Annotated in this window: 18 protein-coding genes; 9 read left to right on the plus strand and 9 right to left on the minus strand. The window is 67.4% G+C overall.

Annotation, left to right across the window (positions count from 1 at the left end; translation table 11 throughout):
- The first annotated feature begins 137 nt into the window (after positions 1-137).
- Positions 138-764 (plus strand): TetR/AcrR family transcriptional regulator, encoded by a 627-nt coding sequence (locus BST38_RS14115; protein WP_083143955.1) that lies wholly within the window; start codon positions 138-140, stop codon positions 762-764.
- Positions 765-773: 9 nt separating this feature from the next.
- On the opposite strand, the gene BST38_RS14120 is transcribed toward BST38_RS14115, so the two are convergent.
- The 6 genes from BST38_RS14120 to BST38_RS14145 form a co-directional block, all read right to left on the minus strand.
- Positions 774-1070: a cytochrome C oxidase subunit IV family protein gene (locus tag BST38_RS14120; RefSeq protein ID WP_237160800.1), complete on the minus strand. Its 297-nt coding sequence runs from the start codon at positions 1068-1070 to the stop codon at positions 774-776.
- Between the two features lie 4 nt (positions 1071-1074).
- Entirely contained in the window at positions 1075-1596 is a 522-nt protein-coding gene (locus BST38_RS14125; RefSeq protein WP_083144036.1) for a cytochrome c oxidase subunit 3, read from the minus strand.
- Between the two features lie 71 nt (positions 1597-1667).
- Complete coding sequence (locus tag BST38_RS14130; protein ID WP_237160801.1) at positions 1668-2426, minus strand: hypothetical protein; 759 nt, start codon at positions 2424-2426, stop codon at positions 1668-1670.
- Positions 2423-3166 carry a hypothetical protein gene (locus BST38_RS14135; protein WP_083143956.1) on the minus strand — a complete coding sequence of 248 codons (744 nt, stop codon included), beginning with the start codon at positions 3164-3166 and terminating at the stop codon, positions 2423-2425. The genes BST38_RS14130 and BST38_RS14135 overlap by 4 nt, the downstream gene beginning before the upstream one ends.
- A gap of 91 nt (positions 3167-3257) precedes the next feature.
- On the minus strand, positions 3258-4412 hold the full coding sequence (locus BST38_RS14140; protein WP_083143957.1) for a thiolase family protein: 1155 nt from the start codon (positions 4410-4412) through the stop codon (positions 3258-3260).
- 10 nt (positions 4413-4422) lie between these two features.
- Complete coding sequence (locus BST38_RS14145) at positions 4423-4851, minus strand: Zn-ribbon domain-containing OB-fold protein (RefSeq protein ID WP_435404624.1); 429 nt, start codon at positions 4849-4851, stop codon at positions 4423-4425.
- A 95-nt stretch (positions 4852-4946) separates the two neighbouring features.
- On the opposite strand from BST38_RS14145, the gene BST38_RS14150 reads away from it, so the two are divergent.
- Positions 4947-5465 (plus strand): VOC family protein, encoded by a 519-nt coding sequence (locus BST38_RS14150; protein WP_083143959.1) that lies wholly within the window; start codon positions 4947-4949, stop codon positions 5463-5465.
- Positions 5466-5472: 7 nt separating this feature from the next.
- On the opposite strand, the gene BST38_RS14155 is transcribed toward BST38_RS14150, so the two are convergent.
- Positions 5473-6189 carry an enoyl-CoA hydratase/isomerase family protein gene (locus BST38_RS14155; RefSeq protein ID WP_083143960.1) on the minus strand — a complete coding sequence of 239 codons (717 nt, stop codon included), beginning with the start codon at positions 6187-6189 and terminating at the stop codon, positions 5473-5475.
- Between the two features lie 93 nt (positions 6190-6282).
- Between BST38_RS14155 and BST38_RS14160 the strand changes: the two genes are divergently transcribed.
- The 6 genes from BST38_RS14160 (at position 6283) to BST38_RS14185 (ending at position 13011) form a co-directional block, all read left to right on the plus strand.
- Positions 6283-7881: an AMP-binding protein gene (locus BST38_RS14160; RefSeq protein ID WP_083143961.1), complete on the plus strand. Its 1599-nt coding sequence runs from the start codon at positions 6283-6285 to the stop codon at positions 7879-7881.
- A gap of 35 nt (positions 7882-7916) precedes the next feature.
- On the plus strand, positions 7917-9107 hold the full coding sequence (locus BST38_RS14165) for an amidohydrolase family protein (protein ID WP_083143962.1): 1191 nt from the start codon (positions 7917-7919) through the stop codon (positions 9105-9107).
- 46 nt (positions 9108-9153) lie between these two features.
- Entirely contained in the window at positions 9154-10647 is a 1494-nt protein-coding gene (locus BST38_RS14170) for a FadD3 family acyl-CoA ligase (RefSeq protein WP_083143963.1), read from the plus strand.
- A 149-nt stretch (positions 10648-10796) separates the two neighbouring features.
- A complete protein-coding gene (locus tag BST38_RS14175; RefSeq protein ID WP_083143964.1) occupies positions 10797-11705 on the plus strand; it encodes an Rv1363c family protein in 909 nt (302 codons plus the stop codon).
- The gene (locus tag BST38_RS14180) at positions 11702-12340 is read left to right on the plus strand and encodes a hypothetical protein (protein WP_083143965.1); all 639 of its coding nucleotides are present in this window, start codon (positions 11702-11704) and stop codon (positions 12338-12340) included. The genes BST38_RS14175 and BST38_RS14180 overlap by 4 nt, the downstream gene beginning before the upstream one ends.
- A 20-nt stretch (positions 12341-12360) precedes the next feature.
- Positions 12361-13011: an IspD/TarI family cytidylyltransferase gene (locus BST38_RS14185; RefSeq protein ID WP_083143966.1), complete on the plus strand. Its 651-nt coding sequence runs from the start codon at positions 12361-12363 to the stop codon at positions 13009-13011.
- Here the strand turns inward: BST38_RS14185 and BST38_RS14190 are convergent.
- Positions 12995-13711 carry an IspD/TarI family cytidylyltransferase gene (locus tag BST38_RS14190; protein WP_083143967.1) on the minus strand — a complete coding sequence of 239 codons (717 nt, stop codon included), beginning with the start codon at positions 13709-13711 and terminating at the stop codon, positions 12995-12997. The two genes, BST38_RS14185 and BST38_RS14190, sit on opposite strands and share 17 nt — an antisense overlap.
- Positions 13712-13740: 29 nt before the next feature.
- Positions 13741-14994 carry an MFS transporter gene (locus BST38_RS14195; RefSeq protein WP_083143968.1) on the minus strand — a complete coding sequence of 418 codons (1254 nt, stop codon included), beginning with the start codon at positions 14992-14994 and terminating at the stop codon, positions 13741-13743.
- Positions 14995-15333: 339 nt separating this feature from the next.
- Between BST38_RS14195 and BST38_RS14200 the strand changes: the two genes are divergently transcribed.
- A complete protein-coding gene (locus tag BST38_RS14200) occupies positions 15334-16068 on the plus strand; it encodes a MerR family transcriptional regulator (RefSeq protein WP_083143969.1) in 735 nt (244 codons plus the stop codon).
- The last annotated feature ends 424 nt before the right edge of the window (positions 16069-16492 follow it).

The raw sequence follows: 16492 nt of genomic DNA on the forward strand, positions 1-16492 counted from the left end.
GGGTCGTTCGTGCGGTGTGTTGCGCAAAAGGTTTCCAAATGCTGAGCACCTGCTTAGCATGCGGTAAGAGTTAGGGTCAAGGATCTCGGGTATCCCGCGAGTCAGCGGGAGAGCGCAGAACGGGAATGGGAGTCAGCATGGCAGCGCCGCGGCGGATCGGGGCCCCGGATGCGAAAAATCGCGTCGTGCTGCTCGACGCCGCCGAGCAACTGCTCATCGAGGAGGGCTACGCCGCGGTGACGTCGCGCCGCGTGGCGGACCGGGCCGGCCTCAAACCGCAACTGGTCCACTACTACTTCCGCACGATGGAGGATCTGTTCCTCGCCGTGTTCCACCGCCGGGCAGAGGAAGGGCTGGCGGTGCTGTCCACTGCGCTGCAGTCCCCGCAACCGCTGTGGGCGCTCTGGCGGTTCAGCACGGCACCGGAGGCCACCAGGCTGACGATGGAGTTCATGGGGCTGGCCAACCACCGCAAGGCGCTGCGCGCCGAGATCGTCTACTACGCCGAGCGGTTCCGCCAGGAACAGAATCGCGCCATCGCCGAGGCGTTGCAGCGCTACGGCATGGCGTCGGAGGAGGTTCCGCCGGTGGTCTGGACGGTGTTCGCCACGAGTGTGTCCCAGGCGCTGGTGATGGAGCGTGCACTCGGGATGGACACCGGGCACGCGGAGACCTTCGCGTTCTGCGAGAGCTGGATCCGGCGCCTGGAGGGCGACCCGTTGCCGGAGCCGGGCGACGGCGACGCGTCCGGGGCGGCCACCTAGCAGCGTTCGTCACCACAGGTAGATCGCCAGCACCGCGAGCCACAGAGTGACGAGCCACCCATCGGTGCTGCGCCGCAACCACACCGGGGCGCTGCGTACCTCCATGAACCAGCGGATGATCACGCGGCATTTGACGAAGCCCAGCACGATCACCGCGACGGTGATCGGTACGCTCGGATCGGCCTGACCGCCGGAGTGACCCGGTGCCAACCACCACCCGATCACGGTGATCGCCGAAAGGGCAAGCCAGGCAACGGTGATCGACCGGGTCTCAGACCTGGCCGGCACGGTTTCGGGCGTGGTCACCACATCACCTCATCACGTACAGCAGGCCGAAGATGACGACCCACAGCAGGTCCACCATGTGCCAGTACACGGCGCTGGACTCCACCATCGACATGCGGCGCTTGCGCGGATTGCGCAACTCCCGCACCGTGATCCCCAGGATCAGCAGCCCCAGCGACACGTGGAACAGGTGCACGCCGGTGAGCATGTAATAGAACATGAAGAACTCACCGCTGCCCATCGTGTGGCCCTGGGCCACCTTCGACCACCACTCGACGGCCTTGATCACGATGAACACCACGCCGCACGCGCCGCCGAAGTACGTCAGCCGCAGCGCGGCCGCGATGTCTCCGCCACGCGCGGCGAGCACGCTGCGCGCCACGAACCATGAACTGGTCAGCAGCACAAGGGTGTTGAACGCTCCGATGTCGAGGTTCAGATGCTGCTGGGCGGCGAGGAACTCCGCGGGCGCCATGGCGCGATGCACCATGAAGATCACGAAGTACGAAGCGAAGATGATCAGGTCGCCGAGCACCATGACCCACATCGCGCCGTCACCGGGCAGGTGGATGCGAGCGCCCTTGTGGCCGGGCTTCGGCGGCGTCTGCACGGTCTCGGTCACGGCAGCGGCGCCTGATCGGCCGGTTGCTCCTGATTGGCCTTCTTCAGGAGCGCGATGACGCAACACAGCCAGAAGCCGAAGATCGCCGTCCCGGTCCAGAACGACATCGAACCGTTCCACGCGAACGGGCCCGCGGGGGCCACGAAGACCGGGATCGCCAGGACTTCGGTGACGATCTGCCACACCGTCACATAGGCCAACCACTTCGGGAAAATCTGGTTGCGGTCGTAGAGGATCGCGATCGCGAGCCCGAAATAGGCAGCGGTGAAACAGCCCAGCGATCCGACGTAGGACAGGCAACCGAGGTCGTACAGCAGCGCCAGCACCTCGGGATCGCGGTCCGGACGGAACGTCGCGGTCAGGAAGCAGAACGCCACCAGCAGACAGCCCGGCAGCGCGCCGACGGCCATCCCGCCCATGTACACATAGGCCATCACCGAACCCGACGTCATGCGCTTCATGTGATAGACGACGATCCCGTTGGCCACGCCCGCGCCGCCCACGATCAGGATCAGGATGCCGAACCCGATCTGGATCGTCAGGTTGTGCGCGGCGAAGAACTCCACCTTCTGGGCGGTCGTGACATCGGGCCGGGGCGGGGGCATGGTCCTGGCGAGCGCGAAGAAGATCACGCCGAACGCGGTGTAGAACGCCGGCACGATCGAGAACACGATCCAGATGTCGCGTTTGCTCGCCACCGCCGGTCCCGCAGCGGCAGGCGGCGCACCGGGCTGCGGTGAGGCGACCGTGCTCATCGAGCCACCTGTTCCTGCACCGCCTGCCGGTGAAGCGTGGTGCGCAGCACGACGAACATCACCGCGACGAACACCGCGAACGCGACAAAGCGCAGCCAGAACGAGATCTCACCGTCCCAGGCGAGCGGGCCCGTGCGGAACACCGCGGCCGCTGCCGCCGGTGCCATCGCGATCCCGGTGAGAACCGCGAAATGCCCTACCCAGCGCGGGAATACGGGGTTGGACCCGGTGTCGAGATATACGGCCAGCCCCAGCAGGAGATTCTGTGCGACGAGCATGCCCACCGGTGCGACCAGCGTGATCCACGCCAGATCGTTGAGCAGAAGCAGCAGTTCGGGGTTGCGGTCGGGGCGGAACGCCGCGACGAGATAGAAGATGTCGGCGAGTGCGAACAGGGTGGCGCCGCTGACCGCGGCGGTCAGGTAGCAGTACGCCAGCGCGTGGCTCTGCGTCGCCATCCGCTTCATCTGGACGACGATCACCATGAAGAACGGCAGCAGCATGATCGCGCACAGGTTGTAGGTGATCATGCTGAACCGGATCATCGCGGTGTTGTCGGCATAGAAGCCGGCGACTTCGTCGGCGGACATCTGGGGTGACATCGGCGGCAGGAAGCCGGGAAACGCCACGAACGCGATCAGCAGCACGACGCCGAAGACCGGCGCCGTCCACAGCGCGATCAGTTGGGTCTTGATGTTGGCCGTCCGCGGCAGATCTTCGGCTTCGGCGAGAATCTGCATCCGCTGCCCCCTCACAGAAAAGTAGCCGACCGGCTACTTCTCCCGAGAGTAGCCGATCGGCAACCGAACCTGAAGGGGTGGCGCGGATCTGTCAGAGCGACAGGATCGTCGCCGATGCGGTGCCCGGTGCGCCGTAGACCTGCGCCAACCCGACGCGCGGCGCCCCGGGTACCTGGCGCTCGCCGGCTTCGCCGCGCAGCTGCCGCACCAGCTCGTGGACCTGACGCAGCCCGGACGCGCCGATCGGCTCACCGTTGGCGATCAACCCACCGTCGGTGTTGACCGGGATGCTGCCGCCGATCTCGGTGGCCCCGTCGGCCAGCAGCTTCTCCTGCTCGCCGTCGGCACACAGACCGGTCTCGGCCATGTGGATGACTTCGGCGCCGGCGTCGGTGTCCTGCAGCTGGGCGATGTCGACGTCCTCGGGGCCGATGCCCGCTGCCTCGTATGCCGCCTTGGCCGCGTAGACGGTCGGGGACGGGTCCTCGTCCAGCGGCGCCGACGTCGCGTGCACCTCGTAGGCGCCGTAGGTGCGGGTGCGGATCTCGCTGGCCCGCACGTACACCGGCTTGTCGGTGTACCTGTGGGCGATGTCGGCGCGGCACATGATGACCGCCGCGGCGCCTTCGTCGGGTGCGCAGAACATGTACTGCCGCAGCGGGTAGTTCAGCACCGGCGACGCCATGATCTCCTCGACGGAGATCTCCTTGCGGCGGAACGCATTCGGGTTCTTCTCGCCGTTGCGGAAGTTCTTGTTGGCCACCCGCGCCAACGTCTCCTCGGAGATGTTGTGCTTGTGGATGTAGTGGTTGGCCTTCATGCCGAAGAACTTGGTGGTGACGAACTGGCCGTTCTCCGCGTACCACTGTGGCAGCGCGAGTTTGGCCGGGTCGTCGGTGAACGCGCCCCGGGGGTGCTTGTCCAGTCCGATCGCGATCCCGATGTCGTACTTGCCCAGGCGGATCGTGTCGGCGGTCTGCTGGATCGCCGAGGCCGCGGTGGCGCACGCGTTGAACACGTTGGTGAACGTGATGCCCGTCAGGCCGACCAGTCGGGTCACCGCGTCAGGGTTGGACACCTCGTAGCTGCCGCCGAAACCGAACTGGATGTCCTTCCAGTCCAGGCCGGCATCGGTCAGCGCGAACTGGATGGCCTCGGCGCCCATCTCCATCGCCGTCTTGTCGAACCGGCCGAACGGATGCAGTCCGACGCCGATGATCGCGACGTCGTTGGCTGAACTCGTCATGTTCGGCTCCTCAGTTCTCGACGGGCTGGAAGGCGAAGGTGACGACCTCGGTCCCGTCCTCGTCCTTGGTGAACGGGATCATGGTCAGCTCGACCGACTGGCCGAATTCCAGCTTGGCCGGGTCGTTCTCGGTGAGGCGGCCCTCGACGCGGATGGTGTCGTCCAGTTGGACGAGGCCGACCCCGAACGGTACGAAATCCTTTCCGGTCGGGCCCTTGTACGGCGCACCGGGCGGGAAGCCCTGCGTCGTCCAGGCGACCAGCGTGCCGCGCCGGGGGAGCAGCACGTCGGACATCTCGCCGCCACTGCACTTCGGGCAGCGCTGCTGCACCGGGAAGGTGGTGGCACCGCAGCCGGCGCAGGTGCTGCCGATGAGCTGCGGATCTGAGTTCGGCCAGGTGGAGATTTCGGGCGCCAACGCCCGCTGCGTGCTAGACACGGATTGACCATAATCGGAAATGGCGTTCTCGTCCAGAGAGAACAACATCGGGGAACTCCCGTATCCGGCGCCCGATCGCCTGTTACCGTGCCGGCGTGAAGCCTCCCGGGGTCATTCGTCAGATCGGCTACGTCGTCACCGATTTGGATCGCGCGCTGGACAGCTGGGTGGCCCTGGGTGTCGGGCCGTGGTTCGTGATCCGCAATCTCGGGCAGCGAGTGACCTATCGCGGCCGGCCGTGCGAGATCACGCTGTCACTGGCGCTGGCCAACAGCGGGGACATGCAGGTCGAGGTCATCTGCCAGCACGATGACACCCCGAGCGTGTTCACCGAGTTCCTCGCCGCCCGCGGCCCTGGGTTTCATCAGTTGGCCTATTGGACAGAGGATTTCGAATCCACCATGACCGGTATGGCCGAGACCGGATGGCCGGTGGTGTGGTCGGGTGGTGAGGATGTCGGCACGCGGTTCGCGTACCTGGAACCGTCCGGTGGCCCGGCGTCCGTCATCGAGATCATGGAGCTGACCGACGCCACCGCGGGGATGGCGACGTTCCTGCGCGACGCGGCGGCGTCGTGGGACGGCACGGACCCGATCCGGGAGCTATCCGTCTGACCGGGCGTCACTTGCCCTTGTTCATCACCTTGTCGGCGGCCGCCCAGTGTTCGTCGGCCACCCACAGTTGCGCGAACGCGGCGACCGCTTCCGTCGTGGACGCTCCGCGCATCACTCGCTTGACCTGACCCGCCGGGCGCTTGGCCAGCAACCGGGCGGTCAGGCGCCACTGCTCGTCGAAACTGGCCCGCGGAATCACCTGGTCGATCAGCCCGATGTGCTCCGCGTCGGTGGCCGCCAGGATCCGTCCGGTGCCGGCCAGCAGCAGCGCCCTGCTGTAGCCGACGAGTTCCACCAGGCGCTCGGCCCCGCCCCACGCGGGCATGATCTCCAGCGCCACCTGGTTGAAGCCGATCTTGATGTCGTCGGCGGCCAGCCGGATGTCGGCGGACACCGCGAATTCGGCCCCGCCGCCCAGGGCGTGGCCGTTGAGCGCGGCCACCGTCGGGCCTGGGAACCCGGCGATGCGGTCACAGATCGAGCGCATCCGGAACGACATCGCACCCGCCTGTTCGACGGTGCGCAGGGCGCTCAGTTCCTTGAGGTCGCCGCCGGAGACGAACGCCTTGTCGCCCGCACCGGTCAACGCCAGCGCCGACGCTCCCCGGGCGCCGTCGAGAGCCTCGTCGAGTTGGTCCATCGTCTCGAGTGAGATCGCGTTGCGTGCGTGCGGCCGGTCGATCGTGATGATCGCCAGGCCGTCGTCGATCTCCAGCTCGACCATCCGGGCATTCTCCCTCTACGGTATTGGCATTCTCGCAGGCGGAGAATAGCATCGCCTCGCATCTCCTTGCCGACGGGAAGGTGGCTCCGCGCCATGCGAAGGATCCCTGCAGAGCTCATCGAACGATACGAGCGCGAGGGCTATTGGACCCGCGAGACCCTTGGGGACATGTTGGCCGATGGGCTCAAGAAGAGTCCGGACGCCGGCTTCTACGTGCACTCGGCCGTGCGACCGTATTCGGGCACCTTCGGCGCGGTCGAGCACGACGCGCGGCGGTTGGCCGCCGGCCTGCGGGAGCGCGGCGTCGGGGCCGGTGACGTCGTCGCCCTGCAGCTGCCGAACTGGCGGGAGGCGGCGGTGACGTTCTGGGCCTCGGCGTTCCTCGGTGCCGTCGTGGTGCCGATCGTGCACTTCTACGGCCGCAAGGAACTCGCGCACATTCTGGCGACCGCGACACCGCGGGTGTTCGTGACCACCGAGGAGTTCGGACGGCTGCGCTATCAGCCCGACCTGTGCGCCGAGGTGCCGATCGTCGCCCTGGTCGGCGGAGAACACGAGTCCTCGGGTCACGTGCACGCGTTCGAGGATCTGCTCGCGGTCGAACCGATGCAGGGCACGGTCGCCGCCGACCCCGCCGCACCGGCGCTGATCGCGTTCACCTCGGGCACCACCCGGGATCCGAAGGGTGTTATCCACAGCCACCAGACACTGAGCTTCGAGACCCGCCAACTGCTGGAGAACTACCCGCCGGACCGCGGTCGGCAACTGACCGCGACCCCGGTGGGGCACTTCATCGGAATGCTCGGGGCATTCCTGATCCCGGTGCTCGAGGGTGCGCCGATCGATCTGTGCGATGTGTGGGATCCCGGGCGCGTGCTGGCGCTCATCGAGCGCGACGGGGTGTCGGTCGGCGGTGGGCCGCCGTACTTCGTGACCAGCCTGCTCGACCATCCCGACTGCAGGCCCGAACACCTGAGCCACTTCAAGACCGTCGGGCTGGGCGGATCCACGGTGCCGGCGGCGGTCACCCGTAGGTTGACCGACCTCGGCATGTTCGTGTTCCGGTCCTACGGCAGTACCGAGCATCCGTCGATCACCGGCTCGCGGCCCGACGCGCCAGAGGACAAGCGGTTGTTCACCGACGGTGACGCGCGTCCCGGTGTCGAGATCAAACTCGGTCCTGACGGCGAGATCTATAGCCGCGGACCGGATCTGTGCCTGGGCTACATCGACGACGAGCTCACCGCGCGGGCGTTCGACGACGACGGCTGGTACCGCACCGGCGACATCGGCGTGCTCGACGAGGACGGCTACCTGACGATCACCGACCGCAAGGCCGACGTGATCATCCGCGGCGGCGAGAACATCAGCGCCCTGGAGGTCGAGGAGGTGCTGTTGGCGATGCCCGCGGTCGCCGAGGCCGTCGTCGTCGCGGCGCCCGACGCACGGTTGGGGGAGCGCACCGCGGCGGTGCTGCGGATCCGCGACGGGCGCGAGATGCCGACGCTCGACGACGTGCGCGCCCACTTCAGAAGCGTCGGTGTCGCCACCCAGAAGTGGCCTGAGGAGTTGCACCGCGTGCCGACCGGAGAGGACTTCCCGCGGACCGCCAGCGGCAAGGTGCAGAAGTACGTGATCCGGCAACAAGTGGCCGAAAGCGCGCAACGGGACGTTGCGGCCCAACAAAAATGAGAATACGATTCTCGCGATAGGAAAAGGAGTCTTTCATGGGACAACTGTCGCACCGGGTTGAGATCCCGTTCCCGCTGTTCGATGCGGACAACCACCTCTATGAGCCGCCAGAGGCGATGACCAAGTACCTGCCCAAGGAGTACAAGGACATCGTCCAGTACGTCGAGATCAACGGGCGCACCAAGATCGCGCTGAACGGCCAGATCAGCAACTACATTCCGAACCCGACGTTCTCGGTGGTCGCCAAGCCGGGTGCCTGGGAGGAGTACTTCAAGTACGGCAACCCGGACGGTAAGAGCAAGCGCGAACTGTTCGGTGAGCCGATGAAGGCCATCCCGGCGTTCTTCGAGCCCGAGCCGCGCATCAAGGTGATGGACGAGCTCGGCGTCGACCGCAGCCTGATGTTCCCGACGCTGGCCAGCCTGATCGAGGAGCGGCTCTCCGACGATCCGGTCGCCATCCACGTGATCATCCACTCGCTGAACCAGTGGCTGGACGAGGTGTGGGGCTTCAACTACCAGAACCGCATCTTCACCACCCCGGTCATCACGCTGCCGATCGTCGAGAAGGCGATCGAGGAGCTTGAGTGGTGCGTCAAGCGCGGTGCCCGCGCGATCCTGATCCGGCCGGCTCCGGTGCCCGGTTTCCGCGGTCCGCGCTCGTTCGCGCTGCCCGAGTTCGACCCGTTCTGGGAGCGGGTCGTCCACCACGACATCTTCGTCGGTATGCACTCCTCCGACAGCGGCTACTCGCGCTACACCTCGGAGTGGGACGGCAAGGCGCAGGAGATGCTGCCCTTTCAGACCAATGCGATGTCGATCCTCAACGAATGGCGTCCGATCCAGGACGCGGTGGCGTCGTGGGTGATCCACGGTGCGCTGTTCCGGCACCCGAAGCTCAAGGTCGGCATCGTCGAGGCCGGCTCGAAGTGGATGTTCCCGCTGCTGGATTCGATGGCCGAGGTGTACAAGAAGGCTCCGGAGGCGTTCTTGGGCAACCCGATCGAGGAGATCAAGAACCGCATCTACGTCAGCCCGTTCTACGAGGAGGGCATCGACGACCTGATCAACCTGATCGGTGTGGACCAGGTGCTCTACGGCTCGGACTGGCCGCACCCGGAGGGCCTCGCGGAACCGACGCACTACGTCACCGCGCTCGAGCACCTCTCGGTCGAGGACCAGGCCAAGATCATGGGTGGAAACTTGGGACGTCTCGTCACGACGTGATGTACCAGGGCCGCGCGTTGCGACGATCAAGGGCGCCCCGCGCCCGATGAGAAGCAACGCAATCGAACGCTGGTCGACCCTCCCTGAGTTGGTCGCCAGCGCAGCGGACCGGTTCGGCGACGCGGAAGCGGTCGTCGACGGTCCGCTGCGCTTGTCCTTCGCCGAAGTGGGCGAGCGGATCAGTTGCGCCGCAGGAGCGTTCGCTGATCTCGGTATCGAGAAGGGGGACCGGGCCGCGATCTGGGCCCCCAACAGCGCCGAGTGGATCATCGCCGCGTTCGGGCTGCTGACCGCCGGTGGCGTGCTCGTCCCCGTCAACACCCGGTTCAAGGCCGACGAGGCGGCCGACATCATCAGCCGCAGCGGCGCGAAGGCTGTTCTGGTGCAGCAGGGTTTCCTCGGGGTCGACTACACGTTGCCTTCTTCGTGGTCTGGGCGGCGACCGCCCGTCATCGATCTGAAATCCGACTTCCTCTCCAGCGGAAGGCCTTTCAGCAGACCCGTCGACGGTGACGACATCTCCGACATCATCTTCACCTCCGGCACCACCGGGCGGCCCAAGGGTGTGATGATGAACCACCGCCAGAACCTGCGTCTCTACCAGGAGTGGTGCGACCTCGCCGATCTGCGCGAGGGCGACCGCTATCTGATGGTCAACCCGTACTTCCACACCTTCGGCTACAAGGCCGGGCTGATCGCGTCGTTCATCCGGGGCGCCACGATGCTGCCGGTTCCGGTGTTCGACGTCGACCGGGTGGTGGAACTCATTGCCGCCGAGCGCATCACAATGCTGCCCGGGCCGCCCACGCTCTATCACTCGTTGCTGTCCGTGCCGGACAAGTCCATGTTGTCGACGTTGCGCGCCGGGGTCACCGGGGCCGCCGACATCCCCGTCGAGTTGATCCGGCGGGTACACGAGGAGCTTCCGTTCCGGACGCTCGCGACGGGTTACGGGCTGACCGAGGCCGGGACGGTGACGCTGTCGCGCCCGGGGGATTCATTCGAGGACATCGCGACCACCGCGGGCGTCGCGTGCGACGGTGTCGAGATGCGCATCGCCGAGGACGGCGAGGTGCTGGTGCGCGGCTACACCGTGATGCAGGGCTATCTGGACGACCCTGCGGCCACCGCGGAGGCCATCGACGGCGAGGGCTGGTTGCACACCGGCGACCTCGGCACCGTCGACGACGCCGGGCGACTCCGCATCGTCGGTCGCAAGAAGGACATGTTCATCGTCGGCGGCTTCAACGCCTACCCGGCCGAGATCGAGGGTTTCCTGCTTGAGCATCCCGACGTGGCGCAGGCCGCCGTGATCGGAGTGCCCGACGAGCGGCTGGGTCAGGTGGGCAAGGCGTTCGTCGTGCCGAAGGTGGGGTCGGACGGACCCGCTGCCGGGCTGGACAAGGACGGTCTGATCGCCTGGTGCCGAGACCGAATGGCGGGTTTCAAGGTTCCGCGGTATGTAGAGTTCCTCGACGAGTTGCCGTTGAACGCCACCGGCAAGGTGATGAAGGACCGTCTGGAGGCCAGCCCGCGCTGAGCGCCCGCACAGCGTACGGGCAGTGTTTTCGCAGGCCGGCCTTTTGTCCGGACCTGCGGACCGGAGGTATCGTTAATGCGATACTCAAAAATGAAGAATGGCATTCTCATAGTGGTTTTCCGCGATGACCAGCAGACAAGGAGGTCGGTGTGCCGTCATTCAGGCGACGTGACACGGTGATCGACGCCGATCGCGGCGAAGAGTCGACCGTGGAACCTGAGCAGGCGGGCGACGCCGACCAGATCCGGGCATTGGCCGAGGAGGCCGAAGCCGAAGCTGCGGAGGCCGAAGCGATGGCCGCGGCTGCCCGGGCGCGCGCCCGCGCGGCACGTTTGCGCCGCCAGGCGCTCGACGCCGACGGTAAGCCGATCGACGCGCAGGAGACTGCCGCCACCGAGGACATCCAAGGCGCCGCCGCGGACACCCAGGACGCCGACGAGGTAGCCGACGGTGAGACCGTCGACATCGACGAGGCAGAGGCGACCACCGAAGCCCCCGAAGGCACCGAAGCCCCCGAAGGCACGGAAGCCGAGCCCGGCAAGGGTAAGCGGCGCCTGCCGCGACCGCGGTGGCAGTCGGTCGCGGTGGCGGTGATCCTCGCGATCGCCGTGCTGGGCACCGCCGCACTGCTGGCCGTCAGCGGCTACATGCGGCTGGAGCACCGCGACGCGGAGGCGCTCCACCAGCAGAACGCCGAGTACGCCGCGGCGGCCCGGCAGAGCGTCGTGACGTTGATGTCACTGGACTTCAACAACGCCGAAGGGGACGTCCAGCGCATCATCGACAACTCGACCGGCCAGTTCAAGGACGACTTCGAGGCCCAGGCGGCCGACTTCGTGAAGGTCGCCCAGGACTCCAAGGTCGTCACCGAGGTCACGGTGAACTCGACCGCCGTGGAGTCGATGACCGACGACACCGCCGAAGTACTCGTCGCGGCGTCATCGCGGGTCACCAACACCGCCGGGGCCAACCAGGAACCGCGAACCTGGCGGCTCCGAGTGAGCCTGGTGCGTGAGGACGACCAGATCAAGATGTCGAAAGTCGAGTTCGTGCCGTGAGCGACAAAGAGCCCACCACTGTCGAGGACACCACCGGCGATGGTGACGAGGCCACGGAAGCGGTATCCGAGGCCGCCGAAGTCACCGAATCCGAAGCGGTCGAGACGTCCGACGACGCGCCGGACACGAAGCCTGCGCGACGCAGCGCGCGCGTGCTCGTCGCGTCCGTCGTGGTCGCGCTGCTGATGCTCGGTGGATCCGCCGGGCTTGCTGCCTGGCTGTACTACAACGAGTACCGGCCGGACAAGGAAACCGATCCGGCCGCCGCGCAGGTCGCGCTCGAAGCGGCCAAGACCGGCACCATCGCGCTGCTGTCGTACTCGCCGGAGTCGCTCGACCAGGACTTCGCCAACGCGAAGTCGAAACTGACCGGGGACTTCCTGTCGTACTACACCCAGTTCACCGAACAGATCGTGGCGCCCGCGGCGAAGGAGAAGTCGGTCAAGACCGCCGCGTCGGTGGTCGGGTCCGGGGTCTCGCAGATCAGCGCCGACAGTGCTGAGGTGCTGGTGTTCATCAACCAGACCACCACGAGCAAGGAGAACCCCGACGGCGCGTTCGCCGCGAGCAGCGTCAAGGTGGGGCTGACGAAGGTCGACGGCAACTGGCTGATCGCATCGTTCGACCCGGTCTAGCGCAGATATCCTCGGACGCCGTGACGTTAACGGCGCTGGTCCCTGTCCCGGTCGAGCTGCAACGGCGGCCCGATGCGGTGTTCGCGCCGATCGCCGGACAGTCGGTACTCGCGCGGATCGTGCACACCCTCGCGTCGGTGGCCGATGTCGTGGTGGCGGTGGTTGAGCCGCTCGCACCGAAGGCGGCAGAAGCATTGGCGGGCATTCCGGCGGTGCGCGTCGTGACCGCCGCTTCACCGGGGCGGCGCGGGCAATGCATCGCCGCCGGACTGCAGGACATCGGCGACGGATCGGTGCTGCTGCACGACATCGCCTGGCCGCTGATCTCCGCGGACACCCTGGGGCGCGTCACCGCCGCGCTGCGGGACGGCGCCGGCGCCGTGCTGCCGGCGTGCGCGGTCACCGACAGCATCAAGGACGTGGACACCTCGGGGGCGGTCGCCGCGACCCTGGACCGGTCCGCGCTGCGGACGGTCCAGTACCCGCGCGGGTTCGACGCCGCGGTGCTGGCGCGACTGCTCGACACCGCGGGCGCAGACGATTTCGACGAACTCGGCGCGGTGCTGACCTCGGGGTCGGCGGTGACGGTGGTCGACGGTGACACCACCACATCGAGATTCGAATTGCCCGACGACGCAGACTATCTCGCCGCTGTCATCGCGAGCGGGTGAGCGGCTCCCGGTCGCTGAGCAGCCGTTCGGCGACGGCGACGTCACGCGCATAGGTGACCTTGAAGTTGGTCGCGTGCCCGGCGAACGTCCGCACCTGCACCGCGGTGTACCGCTCGATGCATGACGAGGTGTCGGTGCCCTCGAAGCCGTCGCGTTCGGCGCCGCGGTAGGCAGTCAACAGGTCGCGGGCGCGGAACGCCTGCGGGGTCTGCACCCGGACCAGCGCGGCCGGTTCGGGGACCGGGGACAGGCCGTCGTCGCCCGCACCGGCGAGGTTCGCGGCTGGCAGCGCGGGCAGCGCGCCGCCGTACCGGCGGGCCAGCGTGATGGCTTCGGTGAACATCGCGGGCGCGGCCAGCGGGCGGGCGGCGTCATGGATGGCCACCACGTCGACCGCGCCGGACTCGATGTCGTCGGACAGGTACCGCAACAGATTGGTCTCCGACGCATGCCGGGTGTCGCCGCCCTCGACGAATTCGACCGGTACATCGCCGAGTTCGCGGCGCACGGTGTCGCAGGCGAGGTCATGCTCGCCGCGGCGGAACACCAGGATCGTGCGGGTCACGTCGGGTATCCGGGCCAGCGTGTCCAGCGACCAGGTCACCATGCTGCGTCCGGCCAGCGGCAGATAGGCCTTGTTGCCGTCGGCGCCCACCCGGGTGCCCAGACCTGCGGCCAACACCACCCCGACCGCATGCATGCGCACGACCTTATCGCGGTCGCGCGGAGTCAGGTCTTGATGTCCTCCAGCAGGAACCTGTCGTCCTTCTCCAGCTGTCTGCGGGCTTTCCGCCGGGTGACGAGGATGCCGAGGACTGCCAGCGCCCACACCGCGTACTGCAGTGTCCACGCCTGCCGGAACGAGTCGAACGAGATGCCGCCCTGGGCCTCCATGACCATGCCCATCGCCTGCATCAGGATCAGCGACACAAGGAAGCCGCCCATGTTGACCATGCCCTGCGCGGTGCCCAGCGTGGCGCGGGTGTTGAACGTCCTGGCGAAATCGAAGCCGACCATCGACCCGGGCCCGCCGACCGAGATGACGGCGACGAGCACCACGAGCAGCCACAGCGGCGCCGGGCCGGACAGGCTCAGTACCACCGTCCACACCAGCGCATTGCTGCCGATGATGCCGAGCACGATCCAGGAGCGACGGTGTGGATAGCGCCCGGTGAAGACGCCGATCAGGATCCCGGATGCGATCGCGGTGGCGACCGACAGGCTCAGCAACGCTCCGGCCGCGCCTGCAGACAGGCCCTGGGCCACGGTGAGATAGGGCAGGCCCCACATCAGCGCGAAGATCGTGATGGAGAACTGGGTGCCCATATGGGTGAAGAAGCCCAGCCGCGTTCCTGGCCGCAACCACACCGTCTTGACGCTGGTCAGGGTTTCGCGAACCGACATCGCCTCGGCGGTCGCCGCGGATCCGTCCGGGGTGTTCTTCACGATCAGCAGGATCAGCACGAGCGACAGCGCGCCGAAGGCCGCGGCCGACGCGTAGGCCACCGACCAGCCCGCGGCGGACAGGATCGCGAGGAACGGCACGGCCGACAGCACCTGCCCGAGCTGCCCGACGATGCCGGTCAGCTGGGTGACGACGGGGATCTGCCGCGGCGCGAACCAGTGGGGGACCAGCCGCAGCACCGAGATGAAGGTGACGGCGTCGCCGAGGCCGACCACCGCGCGCGCCGCAACCGCGGCGGGCAGGGATTCGGTGAACGCCAACGCCAGCTGACCCGAGGCCATCAGCGTCGCTCCCGACACGATCAGCACCCGCGATCCGTACCGGTCGAGTAGCAGGCCCGCGGGCACCTGCGCGCAGGCGTAGACCACCACCTGCAGCACGACGAACATCGACAGCACGGTCGGTCCGGCGGAGAAACGTTCCGCGGCGGCCAGCCCGGAGACGCCGAGGGTGGTCCGGTCGAAGACGGCGACGATGTAGGCGAGTAGCCCGGTGGCCCAAACAATCCAGGGACGCACGTGTGGGCACCTTCTGTCGCATGACTTTGTCTTAATGTCCAGCCGACGGCCGGCAGGTTCTTCCATCGTCGCCGAGGAGGTGTACCCGGCGCCAATCGATTTCCTCACACACCGTGACGTCCGGCCGCCGTGCTGAGTGCCGGCGGTGTTGGCTGAAACCGCTCCGGGGCGAGCAAAAATTGACTCAAGATCAAGCATCGTTGCTGATGAGGGCGTCAATTTGCCCGACGGTTTCTTGCCGATGCGGGTGACCTGTGTCTTCGCTCGCGGTCGCTACAGTGGCGGAATGCAGCACCCCGGCGTGGCCCGATCGTCCCGACGCGGACGCGGAGCCGTGTGATGACGGAGTACCGGCTCGACGATCTTGCGCACGTGTCCGGAGTCAGCGCCAGGAACATCCGTGCGTATCGGGAGCGGGGTCTGCTCGATCCGCCGCGGCGGGCCGGGCGCACCGCGCTGTACGACGACCACCATCTGTCGCAGCTGCACGCGATCAGCCGACTCCTGGGCAAGGGCTACAGCTCGGCCCACATCGCGGAGTTCTTCGCGGCGGTGCGGCGGGGGTCTGACCTGGCCGACGAGCTCGGCCTGCGGCGTGACGTGCTCGCCCCGGCGGGGCGGACGTCTCGCCGCGGTCTGCCGCTCGACCTGGATGCGGGCAGGCCTGAAGTCTGCACCCTGGTCGAGTACGGCGTCGCCGAGGTGGTGGACGCGCGGCCGGTGATTCTCGATGACGCCGTCGCCGAGATCCTGCAGCGGTCCACGGACCCTCTGGGGTATGCGCGAACGCTGGCCCGCTTCCTGCCCTCGGCCGCCGGTCCGGTCGAGGCGCTGGCAGAGACGCTGGCCACGTGCCTCGATCAGCTGTACCGGGATCGCGTCGGGGACCGCGTTCCGCGGCCGCACGAACTGGCCGAGCTTCGCGGGATCGCTGAGGATTACCGGGCGCTCGCCGAGGCGGCCACGGCCGTCGGGTTACGGCTGGCGATGCGGCGTCATTTGGGCGCTTCCGGGGTGGGGCACGCCGCGGCGGCGCTGTTCGACGAACCGTGGCGGTCCTGTCGCGGAGCCTGAACGCCACAGTCGCCGCAACGCCCGCGGTGGCGGCCTCACACGCCGGCTCCGGCACGGGCTCCGGTCAGGAAGGGCGCCGGACACCCACCGCGCGGTGGGCCCGCAGGCGCGGGGCTTCCCGTCCGGGCGGTCGCCCTGCTGCGGAATGTGGTTCCTTGCCGCACAACCGCGCTCGCGGCGCTGGGCTCCCTCTGAGGGTGGGCGCCGCGGGCGGGGTAGGCCCGTTCAGCCCTCCGGCATCGCGCTCGAATCACCCGCTATCTGAGGCGCGGCGTCTCGGACAGTGGGATGGATCGGGCGGGGACTTACTCTCCAGTAGGAATTCTCAGCAAACTCGTATCCGGCAAGCGAAGCGGTGACAGGACAAGTTTTGCGATCGTGTCACGTCTGTCGACACGCCGGTGAAACAAACAGAGAACCGAGT

Origin of the sequence: Mycolicibacterium parafortuitum (genome assembly GCF_002086815.1) — a bacterium.
In the GTDB taxonomy this organism is placed as follows: Bacteria; Actinomycetota; Actinomycetes; order Mycobacteriales; family Mycobacteriaceae; genus Mycobacterium; species Mycobacterium parafortuitum.

Coding starts and splice junctions, on each gene's coding strand:
- BST38_RS14115 (WP_083143955.1), top strand. CDS start 138: ATGGCAGCGCCGCGGCGGATCGGGGCCCCGGATGCGAAAAATCGCGTC.
- BST38_RS14165 (WP_083143962.1), top strand. CDS start 7,917: ATGGGACAACTGTCGCACCGGGTTGAGATCCCGTTCCCGCTGTTCGAT.
- BST38_RS14190 (WP_083143967.1), bottom strand. CDS start 13,711: ATGCATGCGGTCGGGGTGGTGTTGGCCGCAGGTCTGGGCACCCGGGTG.
- BST38_RS14200 (WP_083143969.1), top strand. CDS start 15,334: ATGACGGAGTACCGGCTCGACGATCTTGCGCACGTGTCCGGAGTCAGC.
- BST38_RS14155 (WP_083143960.1), bottom strand. CDS start 6,189: ATGGTCGAGCTGGAGATCGACGACGGCCTGGCGATCATCACGATCGAC.
- BST38_RS14130 (WP_237160801.1), bottom strand. CDS start 2,426: ATGAGCACGGTCGCCTCACCGCAGCCCGGTGCGCCGCCTGCCGCTGCG.
- BST38_RS14170 (WP_083143963.1), top strand. CDS start 9,154: ATGAGAAGCAACGCAATCGAACGCTGGTCGACCCTCCCTGAGTTGGTC.
- BST38_RS14140 (WP_083143957.1), bottom strand. CDS start 4,412: ATGACGAGTTCAGCCAACGACGTCGCGATCATCGGCGTCGGACTGCAT.
- BST38_RS14135 (WP_083143956.1), bottom strand. CDS start 3,166: ATGCAGATTCTCGCCGAAGCCGAAGATCTGCCGCGGACGGCCAACATC.
- BST38_RS14125 (WP_083144036.1), bottom strand. CDS start 1,596: ATGTGGGTCATGGTGCTCGGCGACCTGATCATCTTCGCTTCGTACTTC.
- BST38_RS14160 (WP_083143961.1), top strand. CDS start 6,283: ATGCGAAGGATCCCTGCAGAGCTCATCGAACGATACGAGCGCGAGGGC.